The organism is Pseudoxanthomonas sp. F37 (assembly GCF_022965755.1).
Lineage (GTDB): Bacteria > Pseudomonadota > Gammaproteobacteria > Xanthomonadales > Xanthomonadaceae > Pseudoxanthomonas_A.
The window spans coordinates 1,063,009-1,081,023 of record NZ_CP095187.1 but is presented as its reverse complement, the minus strand read 5'-3'; the positions used below and the strand labels follow the sequence as shown (position 1 = coordinate 1,081,023).

Here is an 18,015-nt window from a genome sequence, read left to right as displayed (position 1 = left end):
ATGAACATCACCCCTCCCTCCCCCTCTGCGCCGGCGGCGCCCGTGCATGCGCTGCACGGGCAGACCATGGGCACCACCTGGTCCGTCCAGTACGCCGGCCCGGCGAGCATCGATCCGCATGCCCTGCATGACGCCATCCAGGCGCGCCTGGACCAGGTGGTCGCGCAGATGAGCACGTGGGAGGCGGATGCGGACATCATGCGTTTCAACCGCTGCGCCGCAGGCGAATGGTTCGTCCTGCGGGACGACCTGCTGCAGGTGCTCACGGCGGCGCTCGACATCGCGGCACGCAGTGATGGCGCGTTCGACCCCACCGTGTCGCCGCTGGTGGCGGCATGGGGGTTCGGTGCGCATGCGCGCGGGCGGGGTCGTCCCACCCCCGCGGCGCTGGTCGAAGCCCGCTCCCGCATCGGCTGGCAGCATCTGCGGTTCGATCCGGCGCAGCGCCGCGTCCGCCAGCCCGGAGGCGTGATGCTGGACCTTTCGGCCATCGCCAAGGGCTACGGCGTGGACGTGGTGGCCGCCCTGCTGCGAAGTCGCGGCATCGGCGCCGGCCTGGTCGAAGTGGGCGGCGAACTGTATGGCTACGGTCGCAAGGCCGACGGACAGCCATGGCGTGTACTGGTGGAGTCCTCGCCGGAGGAGGAAGCCGACAGCGAGGGGCTGGAGCCGCGCGTACTGCTGCTGGACCGTGTCGCCGTCGCCACCTCGGGCGACCGCTGGCACGCGTATGCGCTGGATGGGCGCCGCTACTCGCACACGATCGATCCGCGCAGCGGCGAGCCGGTGACCGATGCGGCCGCCGCCGTGACCGTGGTCGCCCCGGAGGCGATGCACGCCGATGCCTGGGCCACCGCCCTGACCGTCATGGGAGCGGAGAAGGGCCATGCGTTCGCGACGCGTCATGGCATCGCGGCGAGGTTCCTGCAACGCACCGGGGAAGCGATGCGCGAAACGATGACGCCTGCCTTCGCGCAGTACCTGGCGGCATGAGCACATCAGGCTCCCCACGGCAGCGCTGGAACCCCGCCTTCATGGGCAACGCGTTGGTGATGCTGGTGCTGGCCGCCAGCGCCTGGCTGTTCGCCGGATTGCACGAGGGCGACGGCTGGCAGGCCAGCCCGTCCAGGGACCGCGTCTGCATCGCCGTCGCAGCCGTGGTGGCATACGCCGGACTGGTGGCGGGTTGCCTGTACCGCGCACGCACACGCGACAGGGCGGGACACGCGGTGATGCACGCCGGACAAGACGCGGTGTGGGTCGTGCATGCCAGTCAGACCGGTTTCGCGATGGAGCTGGCCGACATGACTGCCGCCTCGCTTCGCCAGGGCGGCGTTGCCGTCCAGCGCGCGGGGCTGGAGCGGTTGGATGCGGCGCAATTGCAGGCCATCGAGCGAGCCGTCTTCGTGGTCAGCACCACCGGCGAAGGCGATCCACCCGATCCAGCGCTCGGCTTCGTGCGCCACGTGATGTCGCAGATGCTCGTGCTGCAGAAGCTGCGCTACGCGGTGCTGGCCCTGGGCGACCGCGAGTACGCGCAGTTCTGCGCTTTCGGTCACCAGCTCGATGACTGGCTGCGGCGCCAGGGAGCTCAACCGCTGTTCGACCTGGTGGAAGTCGACAACGCCGACGACAGCGCCCTGCGCCACTGGCAGCACCATATCGGCCAGTTGGGCGACGGTCGCGGCGCGCAGGACTGGGCCACGCCACGCTATGAATCCTGGCGACTGCGCGATCGCGTCGAGCTGAATCCCGGCAGCATCGGCGGCCCCGTATTCCACCTGTCCCTGACACCCGGATCCGGTCCGCTGCCCGATTGGATCGCCGGCGACATCGCCGAGATCGGACCGTGCCGCGTCATGGCCGAGGTCGATGACGTCCTGCAGCGTACCGGCCTGGCGGGCGACGTCCGCGTGCAGTGGCAGGGCCAGTCGCAACCGCTGGCGCAGATGCTTGCCCGCAGCCAGTGGCCCGTCGCGGACCATGCGCTCTGGCGCGGCGGCGCGCAGGCGCTTGCCGACGCCTGCACGCCCCTACCGCACCGCGAATACTCCATCGCCTCCCTTCCCGGCGATGGCGCGCTGCATCTGCTCGTGCGCCTGATGCACCACCAGGACGGTACCGCCGGCCTGGGCAGTGGTTGGCTGTGCCGGCATGCGCAACCGGGGGACGCCATCGCCCTGCGCATCCGCCGCAATCCGAATTTCCATCCGCCCGCTAACGACGTGCCGATGATCCTGATCGGCAACGGCACGGGCCTGGCGGGCCTGCGCGCCCACCTGAAGGCGCGGGCGCTGGCCGGCGCAACACGCAACTGGCTGCTGTTCGGCGAGCGCCAGCGCGCGCACGACGTCTTCTTCGCCGACGAGCTGGCGGCATGGCAGGCGCGAGGCGTACTGCCACATCTCGACCTGACCTTCTCGCGCGATGGCAGCGCCCAGCGCTACGTCCAGCATGCCCTGCAGGCGCATGCGGACCGGCTGCGGCAGTGGGTCGAAGAAGGCGCCGCGGTCTACGTCTGCGGGAGCCTGGCCGGCATGGCGCCCGACGTGGACGCCACGCTGCGGCGCATCCTGGGCCAGGACAAGGTCGAGGATCTGCGGATTGCCGGGCGCTATCGCCGCGACGTGTACTGACCCGCCGTCCTCAACGGTCTTCGGCCTGGATGCGGATGGCCAGCAGCTCGCCACCGCCGTGCAAGGCATGCCGCGCGCGCGCATTGCCGCCCACCAGGACGGCGGTATCGCCGGTGCACAGATCGCCCAGGCCGTTGGCCGCGTCGAACGCCGCCTGTCCGGCAATCAGGTGGACCACCCAGTGCACGCCCGGCTCGGTGAAGAACAGCATCGGACCCACCAGCGGACGATGCAGCAGTTCGGTGCGGACCCGACCCCGCCGCCACATCAGGTTGAAATCGTGCGTCGTGCCATCGACCAGTTCGCCGGTCACCACGTCCTCGCCCGCGAACCGGCACCGGTCGTGCGGCGGCATCAGATCGACCGTGCGCCCGTCTTCGAACCTCAGGCGCACGCCATTCCCGCGCAACAGCACCAGTTCGCGATCGATGCCGGGGAACGATGAGAACGCCGCATCGCGTTCGATCTCGGCGATCGACAGCCGCCAGTCCCAGTCGTCGTCGTCCGGGACCCGCACGATTTCACGGGTCCAGCCCAATCCGTTCTTCCAACGTACCCGCCGGTACTCGTTGGCGGGAATGACGCGCGATGATTCCGGCATGAGGTTCCCCGGCAGTCCGTGGCGTGATTCTAGCCGGCACCCGGCCCCTCCTACGCACCCACCACCTCTCTCCAGCAAACGGCAACGCCCGGACGTGCGTCCTGCGCGTCCGGGCGTTGCCGACGTCCCTGTGGCCTGTCGCCGGCGAATCAGGCTTCAGCCTGCTGCCGGCATGCGCTTCGTGCGCGGTATGGATACGTCCCTGTCGGCATCCAGCCTGTTTCCCCCTGGCTTCCTGCCCCTGTGCCCGGCGCCCCACATCCTGTGGAGCCGCCCGGCCTGGGAATCGATCAGCGTCGCGCGACCGGCTTGGCGGGCGCCGCTGTCGCGGCAGCCGGCTTGCGCGCCGGGGTGGCGCCCGTGCGCAGCTCGATGCGGTCGCGGTTCTGCTCGACGGTGCTCAGGCCGATGCCCTTCACCATGGCGAGCTCCTCGGCGCTCTTGAACGGCCCGTTGGCCTTGCGGTACTCGACGATCGCGGCCGCCTTCGACGGGCCGACCCCGACCAGCACGCGATCCAGCGCGGCCGCATCGGCGGTGTTGATGTTGACTTTCTCGGTCGCCAGCGCCTGCGCGGCGATCAGCAGCGACAGGACGGTGGCGAACACGGTGTGGACGAACGACTTCATGGCGACTCTCCTTGTGGCATTGGACTGTCCGTGCATGCCGGATGCGTCAGGGCATCCGGCATGTTTCCGCCGGTGGCCCGAGGCCTGCGGCGGTAGGGAAAGCGTCCAATTCCGACAGTTGCCACGGTATCGCCCTTGCACGGGCGAATCTGCCCGTAAATGCCGCAGCCAGTCGTAGGAAAAGTCCTACCCCGGGTCAGGGCGTAGAATGGCGGCCTGCCTTTCAGTACCCCGGAGTTGCCATGGACACCGCCAAAGTCGACCGCTACGTAGCCGAGAAATGGGACGACGACATCGTCCCGCAGCTGGTCGAATACATCCGCATCCCCAACAAGTCGCCGATGTTCGATAAGGACTGGGTGGCCAACGGGTACATGGAGCAGGCGGTCCAGCTGATGGAGCGCTGGGCGAAGGCGCAACCGGTGCCCGGCATGCAGGTGGACGTGGTGCGCCTTGAAGGCCGCACGCCGCTGATCTTCATCGAGATTCCCGCCAGCGGTCCCGAAACCGGCGCCGACACCGTGCTGCTGTACGGCCACCTGGACAAGCAGCCGGAGATGACCGGCTGGGACGACGACCTGGGCCCGTGGGTGCCGGTGATCAAGGGCGACAAACTGTACGGCCGCGGCGGCGCCGACGACGGCTACGCGATCTTCGGCTCGCTGGCCGCCATCCAGGCCTTGCAGCAGCAGGGCGTGCCGCATGCGCGCTGCGTGGTGCTGATCGAAGCCTGCGAGGAGTCGGGCAGCTACGACCTGCCGGCCTACGTCGACCACCTCGCCGACCGCATCGGCAAGCCGTCGCTGGTGGTCTGCCTGGACTCCGGATGCGGCAACTACGAGCAACTCTGGTGCACCACCTCGCTGCGCGGCCTGGCCGGCGGCAACTTCACCGTCAAGGTGCTGGAAGAAGGCGTGCATTCCGGCGATGCATCGGGCGTGGTGCCCTCCAGCTTCCGCCTGCTGCGCCAACTGCTGTCGCGACTGGAAGACGAACGGACCGGCCGCATCCTGCCGCAGGGCCTGCAGGTCGAGATTCCGGCGGACCGGCTCGCGCAGGCGCAGGAGGCCGCGCGCGTGCTGGACACGGCGTTGTTCGACAAGTTCCCCTTCCTGCCCGGCATGACCCCGATGGCCGAAGACCTGGCCGAACTGGTGCTCAACCGCACCTGGCGCCCGGCGTTGTCGGTCACCGGTGTCGACGGCATGCCGCCGCTCTCGTCCGCCGGCAACGTGCTGCGCCCCCATACCTCGGTGAAGCTGTCGCTGCGCCTGCCGCCCACGCTGGACGGCAAGCAGGCCGGCCAGTTGCTGAAGGACCTGCTGGAGAAGGATGCGCCCAACGGTGCGCAGGTCAGCCTGGAGCTGGAGAAGGCCAGCACCGGCTGGAATGCGCCCGCGATGTCGCCCTGGCTGGAACAGGCGATCGACGCTTCCAGCCGCGAGTTCTTCGGCAAGCCGGCGATGTACATGGGCGAAGGCGGCACGATTCCCTTCATGGGCATGCTGGGCGAGAAATTCCCCGGCGCGCAGTTCATGATCACCGGCGTACTGGGCCCGCATTCCAATGCGCATGGGCCGAACGAGTTCCTGCACATCCCGATGGGCAAGAAAGTCACCGCGTGCGTGGCGCGCGTGATCGCCGGACACCACGCGGCCAGCGTCCGCGGCGAGACCACCGGCGTGGCGGCGGTGGCCGGCGGCGAACAGCACGGCGACCACGGCTGCTGCTGATCCCGTCCGCACATGCAGCACGAGCGGGCCGGGGCAACCCGGCCTGCTCGTTTTCCGAGCTTGCGGCTTGTGGGAGCGGGGTGAGTCGCGATGGACCTTCCCGGGACGGCCAAGCCGGGCCTGTTCATGACCATGCAGCTGGGCATCGCCGGTGCGTTGCCGGCATGCTTCAGCGGGGGGCGCTGGGCGGGTGCAGCCCCGCCGGACCGACAGGCTTCATCGCCTCCGTCATCGGTGCCAGCGTGCTGCTGTCCATCTGGGCCATGGTGACGAAGGAGGCCTGAGCCGCCGGGGCTACAGGACCGTGCGAGAGCCCCGCCATGCGGGGCTTCTTCTTGCCCGCGCGCCGCGGGCGAGCGCTTTCATAAATCTTCATCCCGCTGTCAGGCGCTTCATTGAGGCCCGCGCTGGAATGCTGCTCCCTTCCAAGGAGTCCTGCCATGCGTCGTTTCCTGCTGTTGCTGTCCCTCGTCATGTCGCCCGTGGCCCACGCAACGGAACCCACCGGCGCCCCCAGCATCCCGTCCGAAGCTTATCGCCCGCCCGTGCCGATGCAGGATGGCTGGCAGGTCGCCGACGCCCGTCGCGGCGGCTGGCAGATCGATCGCCTGCATGCGCTGGAGGCGGCCATCGCCCAGGGGGAGTACCCGGGGGTCACCAGCATCATCATCGCCCACCAGGGCAGACTGGTGTACGAGCGCTACTTCAACGGCGGCGGCGCGGACGTGCTCAACGACACGCGTTCGGCCACCAAGAGTGTCACCGCCCTGCTGCTGGGGGCGGCGATCGACCGGGGACTCATCCCGGGCGCGCAGGCGCCGGTGTATGCCTATTTCGCCGACAGGCAACCCTGGAAGAACCCCAGTCCGCGCAAGCAGCGGATGACGCTGGAGGACCTGCTGACGATGAGCTCGGCCTGGGAATGCGACGACGAAAACCCGTTCTCCACCGGCAATGAGGAACGCATGTACCTGAGCGAGGACTGGACCCGGTTCGCCCTGGACCTGCCGATGCGCGGCTTCGCGCCATGGGTGACGCGCCCCGAAGACAGCCCCCATGGCCGGGCCTTTTCGTACTGCACGGCGGGCAGTTTCCTGCTGGGTGCGGTGATCGAACGGGCAACCGGCAAGCCGCTGGCCAGCTTCGCTGCCGAGGCACTGGAACACCCGTTGGGTATCCGGCAGGTGCAGTGGAACAGGTCGTCGGAGGGGGTGGGCATGGGCGGCGGTGGCACGCGCTACCGCAGTCGCGACCTGGCCAAACTCGGGCAACTGGTGGCCGATGGCGGCCGCTGGCGGGGCCGGCAGATCATCTCCACGCCCTGGATCAACACGGCGCTGACGGTGCATGCGCAGGCGCGCGAGGACGCGGACTACGGCTACCAGTTCTGGCGGTTCCGGTTTCCGGGCCGGCAAGGAGAGCAGGCGGCGTGGGCGATGTCGGGCAATGGCGGCAACTACGTCTTCATCGTGCCCGAACGGCAGCTGGTGGCGGTGATCACGCGGACCTCGTTCAACCAGCGCAACGTACACCCGCAGTCGCAACAGATGTTCGGCGACTACGTGCTCAAGGCGATGCCGTAAGGCGTTCCAGCAACGCGCCGGGCACCTTGCGGTGCTCGAGCGCGACGCGACGGTTCAGCGCATCCACACTACGGGCGAAGGCCGGCTCGGCCGCCAATGTCCTGAACAGCGGCGACACCCGCAGGTAGGCCGCATCGCTGTAACCCGCGTCCACTGCGCGCTGCAGCGATGCGAGCGCCGCCGCACGATCGCCGGCAGCCTCGCGCAGCACCACGACTTCAAGCCAGTCGGAGGGGTAGCCCGCACCGCTTTCCAGGTCGCGGACGAGGCGATCGGCGCGCGCATCGGCCCATGCCGGATCTACCGCGCCAGCATGAAGCCGGGCCAGCGTCGCGGGCAGGCTGGCCTGCGGGCGCAACGCCTCGGCCTGCCGGTAGGCCTTCAGGGCAGCTGCGGCATCGCCCCGCAGCTGCGCCAACTCGGCCGCCAGCAGAAACAGGTCGGCATGCTCGGTGCCCCGGCGCAGGGCCTGGTCCAGCGCGGCCTGCGCTTCGGTCGTGCGCCCATGCCGGAACAGGAAACGCGGCCACGCGATGTTGGAGAAGACGTTGTCGGGATACAGGGCGAAGCTGCGGCGATAGCGCGCTTCCGCTGCCTGTGGGTAGCCCAGCAGGTCCAGGATGCCTGCGATCTGCACCTGCAGGTAGCGCACGCGCGACGGATCGCCGCGCAGCGACGTGTTCGCGAGCAGCGCTCGGGCAAGCCGTCCTTTGCGGTCGTAGAGGTAGGCCGCGGACGCGCGGCTACTGTCCGCGGCGGGGTCCAGGGCGAGCGCGCGTTCGTACCCGGCAAGCGCATCGTCGATACGGCCGCGACAGTCGTGCGAATACCCCAGCGCGGCGTGGGCGGTCGCACGCGCGGGCTGCGCACGGATGCCCTGCTCGGCCAGCGCCTGCGCGCGTGCGGCCCACACAGGGGGGAAATTGAACAGGCAGACGCGGGCGCTGTACGCGCGGCTCAATCCGACCAGCGCATCCACATTGCCGGGCTGCTCCCGCAGCACCTGCCCGAACAGTTCGATGGCGCGTTCGTTGTCATCCCGCTGGCCGATGCCCGCGTAGTAGGCGGCACGCTGCAGCAACGAAGGTTGCTCCAGCGCGGGGGCTGACGCGGGCGCATCCATGCGGTCGGCGTGCCGCTTCCACGCCCACAGACCCATGCACGCCGCGACCGCCACTAAACCTGCCACGGCCGCCATCACCACGCGCGACCGTTGCGGACCCGGTGTCGGCGGCGTCGCAGCCCCAGTGGCGGGCAGGAGCTGCGGACGAACGCACAACTGGTAACCCTGTCCACGCACCGAACGCAGGTAGCGCGGGCTGCGTCCGTCGTCTCCCAGGGCCTGGCGCAGCAGTTTGACGCGTTGGGTGACGGTCTCCTCGCCGACCACCGCCGGCGCCCACACGCGCTGGATGAGCTCGTCGAAACCGACGACGCGATCGCCCTGCTCCACCAGGTGCCGCAGCAGCTGGAAGCTGAGCCCCGCCACGGCAAGCGGCTCGCCGTCGCGTTCGACGCGCTGGCGCTCCAGGTCGATCACCAGATCATCCAGACGGTAACGCACGACGCTCAAACCCTCACTGGCTGCGGCCGTAGACATCCTCGAAACGCACGATGTCGTCCTCGCCCAGGTAGCTGCCGGACTGCACTTCGATCAGTTCCAGCGGCACCTTGCCCGGATTCTCCAGGCGATGCTTCACGCCCAGCGGGATATAGGTGCTTTCGTTTTCCGACAGCAGCAGGGTTTCGTCGCCGCGCGTCACCTTCGCGGTGCCGCTGACCACGATCCAGTGCTCGGCGCGGTGATGGTGCATCTGCAGGCTGAGCGCCGCGCCCGGCTTGACCTTGATGCGCTTGACCTGGTGGCGGCCTCCGTTGTCGACCGAGTCGTAGCTGCCCCACGGGCGGTGCACTTCACGGTGCAGCACGGCCTGGCTGCGCTGCTCCTGCTTGAGCCGCGCGACCACCTGCTTGACCTCCTGCACCTTGTCCTTGCGCGCGACCAGCACGGCGTCGTCCGTCTCCACCACCACGATGTCGTCCACGCCCACCAGCGCCACCAGGCGCTGCGCGTAGGCGTAGCTATTGCGGCTGTCGACGGCGATGACGTCACCATGATGCGCGTTGCCGTGCGCGTCGCGTTCGGCCACGTCCCACAGCGCGGACCAGCTGCCGACATCGTTCCAGCCGATGTCCACCGGCAGCACCATCGCGTCGGCGGTCTTCTCCATCACCGCGTAGTCGATCGAGTCCGACGGACAGGCGCTGAAGGCGTCCTTGTCCAGGCGCACGAAATCGCCGTCGTGCCGGGCCGCCGCATGCGCCGCGCGCACGGCGTCGACGATGTCGGGACGGAAACGCGCGAGTTCCTCCAGATAGCGGCTGGCGCGGAACAGGAACATGCCGCTGTTCCAGTAGTAGCTTCCGGCGTCGAGGTAGGACTGGGCCGTGGCGGCATCGGGCTTCTCGACGAAGCGCGACACTTTGCGCAGGCCGTCGCCGGCCTGCGCCTGGATGTAGCCGAACCCGGTCTCCGGCGCATCGGGCACGATGCCGAAGGTCACCAGCGCGCCCGCTTCCGCGGCAGCCGACGCCGCGCGCACGGCGCGCTGGAAGCCGGCGACGTCGCGGACCACATGGTCCGACGGCAGCACCAGCAGCAGCGGGTCGGCACCGCCCGCCATCGCCTGCAGGGCCGCGGCGGCAATCGCAGGTGCGGTATTGCGGCCCGCCGGCTCCAGCAGGATCGCCGGGGCCGGCGCCCCGATCTGCCGCAACTGTTCGGCGACCAGGAAGCGATGCTCCTCGTTCGCCACCACGATCGGTGCCAGATCGGCCAGCGCCTCCACGCGGCGCCACGTGGCCTGCACCATGGTGTCGTCGCCGGCCAGCGGCAGGAACTGCTTGGGATAGGCCTCGCGCGAGAGCGGCCACAGACGCGTGCCGGAGCCGCCGGACAGCAGCACGGGTTGGAGTTGGGCCATGCAAGCCTCGCAAGTCGGTAGGGCGCCAGTTTACCCTGTAGCCCTTTGACGCCTGTGCCCGCACCCGACCGCATGAACCCTACGATTCAGGACCCTTCCGGGCGTGGCGCCCAACGCCTGGAGTGGGCGCGCGGCGCGCTGGGCGACCCCTACGCACAACTGGAACGCGCGTCGATGGACGCCGGCTTCCGCAGCTACTGGCGCAGCCTGGGCGACGGTCCCGGGCGCATCGTGATGGACTCGCCTCCCGGGCTGGAGGATGTCCGTCCCTGGCTGGCCATGCGCGAACTGCTGGTGGCCGGCGATGTGCGCGTGCCGGAGGTGCTGGCCATCGACATCGAACACGGCTTCCTGCTGCTGGAGGACCTGGGCGGCCCGACGCTGGCGCACGTGATCAGCGAGGACAATGCCGACACCTGGTTCGACGCCGCGCTTGAACAGCTGCTGCGGCTGCAGGCGATCGCCCCGCCCGGGGACATGGGGGAATTCGGCGAGGCGCTGCTGCAGCGCGATGCCGGCCTGTTCGACGAATGGTTCCTGCGTCGCCATCTGGGACTGGTGCTGGACTGCGGCGAGAGCGAGGGCCTGCAGCTGGCCCAACGCCGGCTGATGGACAACGCGCTGAACCAGGCGCGCGTGCTGACCCACCGGGATTTCATGCCGCGCAACCTCATGCCGGTGACGCCGGGACCGGCGGTGCTGGATTTCCAGGACTGCGTGCGCGGTCCGATCGCCTACGACGCGATGAGCCTGTTCAAGGATGCGTTCCTGAGCTGGCCGCTGGAACGCGTGGACGGCTGGCTGGCCCGCTATCACGCCCGTGCGACGCGCGCCGGGCTGCCGGTGCCGGAACTGAAGGTGTTCCTGCGCGACGCCGACTGGATGGGCATCCAGCGCCACCTGAAGATCCTCGGCATCTTCTCGCGTCTGCACTACCGCGACGGCAAGACGCGCTACCTGCCCGACGTGCCGCGCTTCATCCGCTACCTGGACGAGGTGCTGCCGCGCTATCCGGAACTGGACGGCCTGCGGACGCTGCTCGATGCGCGCATCAAGCCGGTGCTGCAGGCGCGGGGCGAGATCGCATGAAGGCGCTCATCTTCGCCGCCGGCCTGGGTGAGCGCATGCGCCCCCTGACCGACCACACGCCCAAACCGCTGATCGAAGCCGGCGGCAAGCCGCTGATCGTCTGGCACCTGGAGAAGCTGGCCGCCATGGGTGTGCAGGAGGTGGTGATCAACACCAGCTGGCTGGCCGATCGCTTCCCGGCGGCGCTGGGCGATGGCGCGCGCTGGGGCCTGCGCATCCATTATCTCTACGAAGGCGGCACGCCCCTGGAAACCGGCGGCGGCATGCTCAATGCCCTGGCACTGCTGGGCGAAGCACCGTTCCTGCTGGTCAATGGCGACATCTGGAGCGATTTCGATTTCAACCGGCTGCCGCGCGAGCCGCGGGGTCTCGCGCATCTTGTGATGATCGATCCGCCCGGCTACGCCACCCATGGCGATTTCGCTCTGGACCCTGCCGGGCATGTCCGCGGCGACGGCGAGCGCCGCCTCACCTACGCCGGTATCGGCGTCTACCGCCCGGCCTTGCTGGACGGTTGGGCTCAGCACGTGGACGACCACGCCAGCATCGCCGGGAACGGAAAGCCGCGCTTCCGCCTGGCACCGATCCTGCGCGCGCACATGCCTGCGGGTCGGATCCATGGCGAACATCACGCTGGCCGCTGGACCGATGTCGGCACGCCGGAGCGCCTGGCCGACCTGAACCGCGCGCTGTCGCGCTGACGTTGCGGCCTGCGACGGAAGACCACGGCGGCGCGTACTGTGGGGGCCATGGATGCTCCCGCCCACGCCCCTGACCCCGACGCGGAAGCCGAACGGCTGCGCCGCGCGCGCCGGGGCGATGCGGTCGCGTTCGAAGCGCTGTACCGCGACCATGCGCGTGCGGTGCATGCGCTGGCGTTCCGGCTGACGGGCAACGCGGCAGAAGCCGAGGACATCGTGCAGGAAACCTTCCTGCGCATGTTCGGCTTCCTGTCCGGCTTGCGCGAAGACACGCCACTGCGGCCGTGGCTGAAGCGCGTGGCCGCCAACCTGGCCATCGATCGCCTGCGCCGCCAGCAGCGCCCCGGCACCGAGAGGGCGCTCGCCGCCCTGGCCGATCCTGCCTCCGCATCGGCGGCCGACGCCGCCGACGCCGACATCCTGCTGCGACGCTTGCCGCCCCTCGCCCGTACTGTCGTATGGCTGCACGAGATGGAAGGCTGGTCGCATGAAGACCTGGGCCGCCGCTTCGGACGCACGGCCAGCTGGTCCAAGTCGCTGATGTCGCGCGCGCTGGCGCGCTTGCGCCAGGACCTCGATTCCGATGGAGACGCTTCCCATGACGCCTGAAACCCTCCATGCGCGCCTGGCCGCACTTCCCGAACCGGAGCTGCCGCCCACGTTGTGGCCGCGCGTCCAGCGCGCACGCACGCGACAACGCGAACGCCGCAGGCGCCTGGCCGTCGGCGCGGTCGCGGTGCTGGCGCTGGCGGCCCTGCCGCTGGTCTACACCCACCTCCCGCCGCCCGCGGCACCCGTCTCCGAGCGCCTGGCGGTCGTTCCGCGCGCGCCGCTGCACGAGGAGCCGCTGCGCGCCGTCGACCGCGAGCTGCAGCAGGCCTACGCGCGCGGCGCCAGCGAGCAGGAACTGCAGTGGCTGTGGCAGCGGCGCCAGGCACTGGCGCGCAGCAGCGCCGCCCCTTCCCTTCCCCAACCGCTCGAAATCTGAGGACGCTGCCGTGAATACCCTCCGCTTCCTTACCCAGGCCCTTATCGCCGCGGCATGGGCGACCGGCCTTGCGACAAGTGCGCAGGCGCAGTCGACGCGGGAGCTGGACGCCGCCCTGCTGCAGATGTCCGAACGCGGCGATCTCAAGGACACCGGCGCTCCGCAGGTGATCCAGAAGCCCGCCCAGGTCCGCTACGAACTGGGCGCGGTCGTCGACGCGCGCGCGGCGCAGCGCACCGGCCTTCCCGTACTGGCGCTGACACCCGACGGACCCGCCACGCGCCTGGGACTGAAGGTGGGCGACCGGCTGGTGGCGCTGAACGGGATACGCCTGGACGGCACCGCCCCGCCGGCCCCCCTGCTGGAGCAGGCGATGCAGCGCGGCGGCGGCCGGGTGCGGGCCGAGATCCTGCGCGGCAGCACGCCGCTGAAGCTCGAGGGGGCGGCCGGCGTGGTGGCCGTGCCCGCCTACCGCATCGAGATAGGCCCGGAACAACGGGGCGCCTGTGGATTCGTCACTGCGCATGCCGGCACCGTCCCCAAGAGCCAGGGCATCTTCCGCGCCGACATCACCACCATCGACGGACGCAGCACGCCGCTGCAACCGGTGAACCGGCATCGGCTGCCCGTCGGCCGCCACGTCCTGGTGGTGCGCGAACTCATCGACCGGCACCGCCTGAATTCAGCGCAACTGCTGCAGATCGACAAGATGAAGCGCTTCGCGATGGCCAAGGCCTACAAGCCGCTGGTGGTCGAGGTGAAGCCCGACACCAGCTACCGCATCGGCGCGCGCCTGCTGCGGGACAGGCTGGACACCCAGAGCCTGCGCGACAACGCCTACTGGGAGCCGGTGGTGTGGGAAGAAGTCCCGGAAACCTGCCCCTGATGCCGCCAGGCCTCAGCCCGCGGCGCCAAGCGTCTGCCGCAGGAAGGGCACGGTGATCCGGCGCTGCGCCGCCAGCGAGGCGCGGTCCAGCCGGTCCAGCAGTGCCACCAACGCGCCCAGGTCGCGGTCGGTGCGCGTGAGCAGCCAGTCCAGCGCGGCCTCTTCCAGTATCAACCCGCGCCGCTGAGCGCGGTCGCGCAGCACGTCGCGACGCCCTGCGTCGTCGAGCGGATGCAGCATGAAACGCAGGCATTGCTGCAGGCGCGAACGCAGGTCCGGCAGCACCAGGCCGATGTCGTCGGGGATGCTGCGCGCGGTGTAGAGCACGTTCAGTCCCGATCCGCGCGCCCGGTTGTGGAAGTCGAACAGCGCGACTTCGTCTTCCCGCACGCCGGCGATCGCGTCCAGGCCGTCCAGCGCCACCACGTCATGGCCCTCCAGGGCATCCAGCGCGTCGCGCAGTCGCCCTGCCGCCGCCATGGCCGGCAGGTAGGCCGCCCGCCGGCCCTGCTGCTCGGCGGCCGCGCACACGGCCAGCGCCAGGTGGGTCTTGCCGGTCCGCGACGCGCCGGCCAGGTACACCCAGTCCGCGCCCGTCCCCGCGGCCAGCAGCGACAGGGCCGCCAACGCGCCGTCCGGCGGCGCGATGAAGCTTTCCAAGCGCTGGTCCGGCGGATACCGCAGCGCGAGCGGCAGTTGCGGCCCCAGCCCGGCGCCCGGCGTGTCGCGGCTCACGGCGTTTGGTTGTCCCGCGGTGCGGCCTGCTCCACGCTGCCCGTGTCGATGTACGAATCCAGCACGATGGACGGCCGGTCGCCGGCATACAGGCGGCTCTGCGTATAGCGTTCGTGCGCAAAGCGCAGCAGCACGTTGGCGATCGCGGCTACCGGCAGCGCCAGCAACATGCCCAGGAAGCCGAACAGCTGGCCGCCGGCCATGATGGCGAAGATCACCGCTACCGGGTGCAGGCCGATGCGGTCGCCGACGATGCGCGGGGTCAGCACGTAGCCTTCCAGCATCTGGCCCACCACGAACACGCCCAGCACCATCGCCACCAGCGACCAGTCGCCGCCGGACTGCACCATCGCGGCGATCACACCCAGCACGATGCCGGTGGCGGTGCCCAGATAGGGCACGAAACTGATCAGGCCGGCGATGATGCCCACCAGCAGCCCCACCTTCAGGCCCACCACCGACAGGCCGATGGCATAGATCGCGCCCAGGGCCAGCATCACCAGGAACTGGCCGCGCAGGAAGGCGCCCAGCACCTCGTTGGATTCCAGTGCCAGCCGGGTGACCGTGGCGATATGGTCGCGCGGCACCAGCGCGGCGATGCGTTCGACCAGCAGGTCCCAGTCGCGCAGGAAGTAGAAGGTCAGGATGGGCAGCAGCACCAGGTTGGCGATCCATGCCATCACCGCGAAGCCCGAACGCGAGAAGTAGCCGAACAGCGTGGCCGCCACGCCACCGGCCTGCTGCCAGTGGCCGCGCACCCATTCGGTCAGGCGGTCCACGTCCAGCCAGGCGACCAGTTCCAGCCCGGTGCGCTGCTCCACCCACGGCAGCGCCGTCTGCATGAACCAGTCCCGGTATGCCGGAAGCGATTCGATCACCGTGACCACCTGCCGCTCGATCATCGGCACCAGGATCAACAACGCCAGCACCAGCAACAGCAGCATCAGGGTGAAGACCAGCACCACGGCGGTGGTGCGCGAACGCCCCGAGCGTTCCAGCCGGTCCACCCACGGATCGCCCAGCCAGCCCAGCAGCGCCGCGCAGACGAAGGGCGTCAGCACCGGCGCCAGCAACCAGATCAGCCAGCCCACGATCAGGGCGATCAACAGCCATTGCCAGCGACGGGCCAGCGTGCCTGCCGGCGTGGAAGAGAGATCCATGCAGCGTCCCTGTGTCAGCGCATCTGATAGGCGGGCGGCTCGCCTTCGCCGCCGGTGAACGGAGCCTCGTCGCCCATCGTGCGGCGGAAGCCTGCCAGGCCGGAAACGAGTTCGAGATCGAGTTCCAGGGTGTCGCCGCTGGCGCGCACCGGCGTGATGCGGCGGACCACGGCCATCTTCTGCAGGTGGCCGGTCAGGCGCAGGTAGTCGTCGGTGCTGCGGATGCCGGTGAACAGCACGCGGTAGGTGCCGGCGGGCCCGGCGCTGCCCCGCTTGCCATAGCGCTTCACCAGTGCGTCGGCCGTGCCGTCGGCGCCGGACGCCATCGCGCGGCGCGCGTCGGCATCGCTGACCGACCATTTCGCCAGCACCTTGCCGGCGTCGACGAACACCCAGTCGGCGGTCCAGCCGCCCTTGTCGCGGTACAGCTTGCCCACCAGTTGCATGGGCGGGCTGTAGCGCGCCGATGCGCGCGCCACCGCCGCCGTGTCCTGGCGCCAGATGGCGCCGACCAGCGCCTGCTCGGCGGCGCCGCCTGCCGGCAGGCCCAGGCTGTAGCCGCGCTCGATGGCGCGATTGAGCAGCGGCCGGGCGGCGTTGGCGTGCTGCAGTCCCATCAGGCGCGGCCCGCTGCCGTCGTTGATGGCCAGCCAGACCACCGGCTTGGGGCGGGGCTGCGGCCAGACCGGCAGGCCCAGTGCACCGGCCAGGCCGTTGACCTGCTCTTCGTCGAAGCGCACCACCAGCGTGGTGCGGAAGGTCGGCGCGCCGGTGGGCGACGTGCCCTGGTCCTGGCGGTAGTCGTAACCCTCCACGTAGTCCCGGGCATTGCGCAGCTCGGCGCCCACGCCCGGGCGCGACATCGCCGAACGGTCGCCGCTGAGCTTGGCCAGCACGCTGCCGAGTGCGCGCGCGAAGCCGCCCTGGCGCTCCTCTTCGCCCTGTCCGTTGACGGGGACCTCCGCCTGGTACAGACCGCGCGCGGAGACCGCATCGCCCTCCGTGCGCAGCCCGGACTGCGCCAGCGCGGCGGCGCTCAAGGTCATGGCCGCCAGCAGCAGGGCGGCGGCGAGGGCGATAGCGGAGGTGCGGCGCATCGAGCGTCCTTGGGCTCTACAGACCCCTCGAATTGTTGCGCGAATGGGCCTTGCCCGCCAACGTCACCCGTTCAGGACGGCCGCGCGACCACCCGATTCCTTTAAAATCCCACCTCTCGCCCACCGACGACCGCCCGTGACCCAGCCCACGCCCCCTGCCTCCACCCCGATGACCTATCGCGACGCGGGTGTCGACATCGACGCCGGCAACGAGCTGGTCGAGCGCATCAAGCCGCTGGTCAAGCGCAGCTTCCGCCCGGAGGTGATGGGCGGCCTGGGCGGCTTCGGCGCGCTGTTCGACCTGTCCGGCAAGTACCGCGAGCCGGTGCTGGTTTCGGGCACCGACGGGGTGGGCACCAAGCTGAAGCTGGCGCAGCAGCTGGGCCGTCACGACACCATCGGCATCGACCTGGTCGCCATGTGCGTGAACGACGTGCTGGTGCAGGGCGCCGAGCCGCTGTTCTTCCTCGACTACTTCGCCACCGGCAAGCTCGATGTGGATACCACGGTCGCCGTGGTCGGCGGCATCGCGCGCGGCTGCGAACTGTCCGGCTGCGCGCTGATCGGCGGCGAGACCGCCGAGATGCCCGACATGTACGGCCCGGGCGAATACGACCTGGCCGGCTTCTGCGTGGCGGCGGTGGAGAAGTCGCGCCTGCTGGACGGCGCCAAGGTGCGTGCCGGCGACGTGCTCATCGGCATCGCCTCCAGCGGTCCGCATTCCAACGGCTATTCGCTGGTACGGCGCATCTACGACCGCGCCGGACGACCCGCCGACCTCGATGTGGGCGGCGTGAAACTGGCCGATGCGCTGATGGCGCCGACCACCCTGTACGTGAAGCCGATCCTGGAGCTGCTGCAGGCGCACGACCTGCATGGCATGGCGCACATCACCGGCGGCGGACTGACCGAGAACATCATCCGCGTCATCCCCGATGGCCTGGGCCTGGACATCGACGCCAGCGCCTGGACGCTGCCGCCGGTGTTCGACTGGCTGCAGCGCGAAGGCGCGGTGGAAAACACCGAGATGTGGCGCACCTTCAACTGCGGCATCGGCTTCGTGCTGGTGGTGGCGCCGGACCAGCTGGCCGCGGTGCAGGCCGATCTGGCGCGCCTGCAGCTGGCGCACTGGCAGATCGGCGAAGTCGTCACCGCCCCGGGCGGCGAACGCGTCCGCATCGGCTGATCGCGGC

18 protein-coding genes are annotated in these 18,015 nt (G+C 69.9%); 10 read left to right on the top strand and 8 right to left on the bottom strand.

The genetic code is table 11. The features are described 5' to 3' along the window. The gene (locus MUU77_RS04980; RefSeq protein ID WP_245092246.1) at nt 1–993 is read left to right on the top strand and encodes an FAD:protein FMN transferase; all 993 of its coding nucleotides are present in this window, start codon (nt 1–3) and stop codon (nt 991–993) included. Further along, nucleotides 990–2,636 (top strand): sulfite reductase subunit alpha, encoded by a 1,647-nt coding sequence (locus MUU77_RS04975; protein WP_245092244.1) that lies wholly within the window; start codon nt 990–992, stop codon nt 2,634–2,636. Before MUU77_RS04980 ends, MUU77_RS04975 begins: the two co-directional genes overlap by 4 nt. A gap of 10 nt (nt 2,637–2,646) precedes the next feature. Here the strand turns inward: MUU77_RS04975 and MUU77_RS04970 are convergent, their stop codons facing one another. Together MUU77_RS04970 and MUU77_RS04965 are read right to left on the bottom strand one after the other, a co-directional pair. Beyond that, nucleotides 2,647–3,237 carry a HutD family protein gene (locus MUU77_RS04970; protein WP_245092242.1) on the bottom strand — a complete coding sequence of 197 codons (591 nt, stop codon included), beginning with the start codon at nt 3,235–3,237 and terminating at the stop codon, nt 2,647–2,649. 290 nt (nt 3,238–3,527) lie between these two features. After that, nucleotides 3,528–3,866 carry a helix-hairpin-helix domain-containing protein gene (locus MUU77_RS04965; RefSeq protein WP_245092240.1) on the bottom strand — a complete coding sequence of 113 codons (339 nt, stop codon included), beginning with the start codon at nt 3,864–3,866 and terminating at the stop codon, nt 3,528–3,530. A 242-nt stretch (nt 3,867–4,108) separates the two neighbouring features. Here MUU77_RS04965 and MUU77_RS04960 point away from each other — a divergent pair, with 242 nt between their 5' ends. Next, the gene (locus tag MUU77_RS04960) at nt 4,109–5,599 is read left to right on the top strand and encodes a M20 family metallopeptidase (RefSeq protein WP_245092238.1); all 1,491 of its coding nucleotides are present in this window, start codon (nt 4,109–4,111) and stop codon (nt 5,597–5,599) included. Nucleotides 5,600–5,768: 169 nt separating this feature from the next. Here MUU77_RS04960 and MUU77_RS04955 read toward each other — a convergent pair whose 3' ends face one another. Next, the gene (locus MUU77_RS04955) at nt 5,769–6,041 is read right to left on the bottom strand and encodes a hypothetical protein (RefSeq protein ID WP_245092236.1); all 273 of its coding nucleotides are present in this window, start codon (nt 6,039–6,041) and stop codon (nt 5,769–5,771) included. On the opposite strand from MUU77_RS04955, the gene MUU77_RS04950 reads away from it, so the two are divergent. Continuing rightward, nucleotides 6,040–7,182 (top strand): serine hydrolase, encoded by a 1,143-nt coding sequence (locus tag MUU77_RS04950; RefSeq protein WP_245092234.1) that lies wholly within the window; start codon nt 6,040–6,042, stop codon nt 7,180–7,182. The two genes, MUU77_RS04955 and MUU77_RS04950, sit on opposite strands and share 2 nt — an antisense overlap. Here the strand turns inward: MUU77_RS04950 and MUU77_RS04945 are convergent. Together MUU77_RS04945 and MUU77_RS04940 are read right to left on the bottom strand one after the other, a co-directional pair. Beyond that, nucleotides 7,166–8,746, bottom strand: a complete 1,581-nt coding sequence (locus MUU77_RS04945) for a winged helix-turn-helix domain-containing protein (RefSeq protein WP_245092232.1) — start codon at nt 8,744–8,746, stop codon at nt 7,166–7,168. The two genes, MUU77_RS04950 and MUU77_RS04945, sit on opposite strands and share 17 nt — an antisense overlap. 13 nt (nt 8,747–8,759) lie before the next feature. Next, nucleotides 8,760–10,166, bottom strand: coding sequence for a mannose-1-phosphate guanylyltransferase/mannose-6-phosphate isomerase (locus MUU77_RS04940; RefSeq protein ID WP_245092229.1), 1,407 nt, complete (start codon nt 10,164–10,166; stop codon nt 8,760–8,762). A 72-nt stretch (nt 10,167–10,238) separates the two neighbouring features. On the opposite strand from MUU77_RS04940, the gene MUU77_RS04935 reads away from it, so the two are divergent. Genes MUU77_RS04935 through MUU77_RS04915 form a run of 5 tightly spaced genes read left to right on the top strand, consistent with a single transcriptional unit; the run spans nt 10,239 to nt 13,830 of the window. Continuing rightward, entirely contained in the window at nt 10,239–11,255 is a 1,017-nt protein-coding gene (locus MUU77_RS04935; RefSeq protein ID WP_245092226.1) for a phosphotransferase, read from the top strand. Continuing rightward, the gene (gene murU, locus MUU77_RS04930) at nt 11,252–11,956 is read left to right on the top strand and encodes an N-acetylmuramate alpha-1-phosphate uridylyltransferase MurU (protein WP_245092222.1); all 705 of its coding nucleotides are present in this window, start codon (nt 11,252–11,254) and stop codon (nt 11,954–11,956) included. The genes MUU77_RS04935 and murU overlap by 4 nt, the downstream gene beginning before the upstream one ends. Nucleotides 11,957–12,004: 48 nt before the next feature. Further along, complete coding sequence (locus MUU77_RS04925; RefSeq protein ID WP_245092220.1) at nt 12,005–12,565, top strand: sigma-70 family RNA polymerase sigma factor; 561 nt, start codon at nt 12,005–12,007, stop codon at nt 12,563–12,565. Then, nucleotides 12,555–12,944 (top strand): hypothetical protein, encoded by a 390-nt coding sequence (locus MUU77_RS04920; RefSeq protein WP_245092218.1) that lies wholly within the window; start codon nt 12,555–12,557, stop codon nt 12,942–12,944. Before MUU77_RS04925 ends, MUU77_RS04920 begins: the two co-directional genes overlap by 11 nt. Before the next feature lie 10 nt (nt 12,945–12,954). Then, nucleotides 12,955–13,830, top strand: a complete 876-nt coding sequence (locus tag MUU77_RS04915) for a PDZ domain-containing protein (RefSeq protein ID WP_245092216.1) — start codon at nt 12,955–12,957, stop codon at nt 13,828–13,830. 12 nt (nt 13,831–13,842) lie between these two features. Here the strand turns inward: MUU77_RS04915 and hda are convergent, their stop codons facing one another. Genes hda through MUU77_RS04900 form a run of 3 tightly spaced genes read right to left on the bottom strand, consistent with a single transcriptional unit; the run spans nt 13,843 to nt 16,822 of the window. Beyond that, nucleotides 13,843–14,538 (bottom strand): DnaA regulatory inactivator Hda, encoded by a 696-nt coding sequence (gene hda, locus MUU77_RS04910; protein WP_245094244.1) that lies wholly within the window; start codon nt 14,536–14,538, stop codon nt 13,843–13,845. Nucleotides 14,539–14,561: 23 nt separating this feature from the next. Beyond that, complete coding sequence (locus tag MUU77_RS04905; RefSeq protein ID WP_245092214.1) at nt 14,562–15,725, bottom strand: AI-2E family transporter; 1,164 nt, start codon at nt 15,723–15,725, stop codon at nt 14,562–14,564. 14 nt (nt 15,726–15,739) lie between these two features. Continuing rightward, nucleotides 15,740–16,822 (bottom strand): DUF2066 domain-containing protein, encoded by a 1,083-nt coding sequence (locus MUU77_RS04900; protein ID WP_345779063.1) that lies wholly within the window; start codon nt 16,820–16,822, stop codon nt 15,740–15,742. Nucleotides 16,823–16,958: 136 nt separating this feature from the next. On the opposite strand from MUU77_RS04900, the gene purM reads away from it, so the two are divergent. After that, nucleotides 16,959–18,008: a phosphoribosylformylglycinamidine cyclo-ligase gene (gene purM / locus MUU77_RS04895; protein WP_345779062.1), complete on the top strand. Its 1,050-nt coding sequence runs from the start codon at nt 16,959–16,961 to the stop codon at nt 18,006–18,008. The last annotated feature ends 7 nt before the right edge of the window (nt 18,009–18,015 follow it).

What these genes read in the sequence shown, in the direction of transcription:
- MUU77_RS04980 (WP_245092246.1), top strand. Translation starts at nt 1, where the DNA reads ATGAACATCACCCCTCCCTCCCCCTCTGCGCCGGCGGCGCCCGTGCAT.
- MUU77_RS04975 (WP_245092244.1), top strand. Translation starts at nt 990, where the DNA reads ATGAGCACATCAGGCTCCCCACGGCAGCGCTGGAACCCCGCCTTCATG.
- MUU77_RS04970 (WP_245092242.1), bottom strand. Translation starts at nt 3,237, where the DNA reads ATGCCGGAATCATCGCGCGTCATTCCCGCCAACGAGTACCGGCGGGTA.
- MUU77_RS04965 (WP_245092240.1), bottom strand. Translation starts at nt 3,866, where the DNA reads ATGAAGTCGTTCGTCCACACCGTGTTCGCCACCGTCCTGTCGCTGCTG.
- MUU77_RS04960 (WP_245092238.1), top strand. Translation starts at nt 4,109, where the DNA reads ATGGACACCGCCAAAGTCGACCGCTACGTAGCCGAGAAATGGGACGAC.
- MUU77_RS04950 (WP_245092234.1), top strand. Translation starts at nt 6,040, where the DNA reads ATGCGTCGTTTCCTGCTGTTGCTGTCCCTCGTCATGTCGCCCGTGGCC.
- MUU77_RS04955 (WP_245092236.1), bottom strand. Translation starts at nt 6,041, where the DNA reads ATGGCAGGACTCCTTGGAAGGGAGCAGCATTCCAGCGCGGGCCTCAAT.
- MUU77_RS04940 (WP_245092229.1), bottom strand. Translation starts at nt 10,166, where the DNA reads ATGGCCCAACTCCAACCCGTGCTGCTGTCCGGCGGCTCCGGCACGCGT.
- MUU77_RS04935 (WP_245092226.1), top strand. Translation starts at nt 10,239, where the DNA reads ATGAACCCTACGATTCAGGACCCTTCCGGGCGTGGCGCCCAACGCCTG.
- murU (WP_245092222.1), top strand. Translation starts at nt 11,252, where the DNA reads ATGAAGGCGCTCATCTTCGCCGCCGGCCTGGGTGAGCGCATGCGCCCC.
- MUU77_RS04925 (WP_245092220.1), top strand. Translation starts at nt 12,005, where the DNA reads ATGGATGCTCCCGCCCACGCCCCTGACCCCGACGCGGAAGCCGAACGG.
- MUU77_RS04920 (WP_245092218.1), top strand. Translation starts at nt 12,555, where the DNA reads ATGACGCCTGAAACCCTCCATGCGCGCCTGGCCGCACTTCCCGAACCG.
- MUU77_RS04905 (WP_245092214.1), bottom strand. Translation starts at nt 15,725, where the DNA reads ATGGATCTCTCTTCCACGCCGGCAGGCACGCTGGCCCGTCGCTGGCAA.
- MUU77_RS04900 (WP_345779063.1), bottom strand. Translation starts at nt 16,822, where the DNA reads ATGCGCCGCACCTCCGCTATCGCCCTCGCCGCCGCCCTGCTGCTGGCG.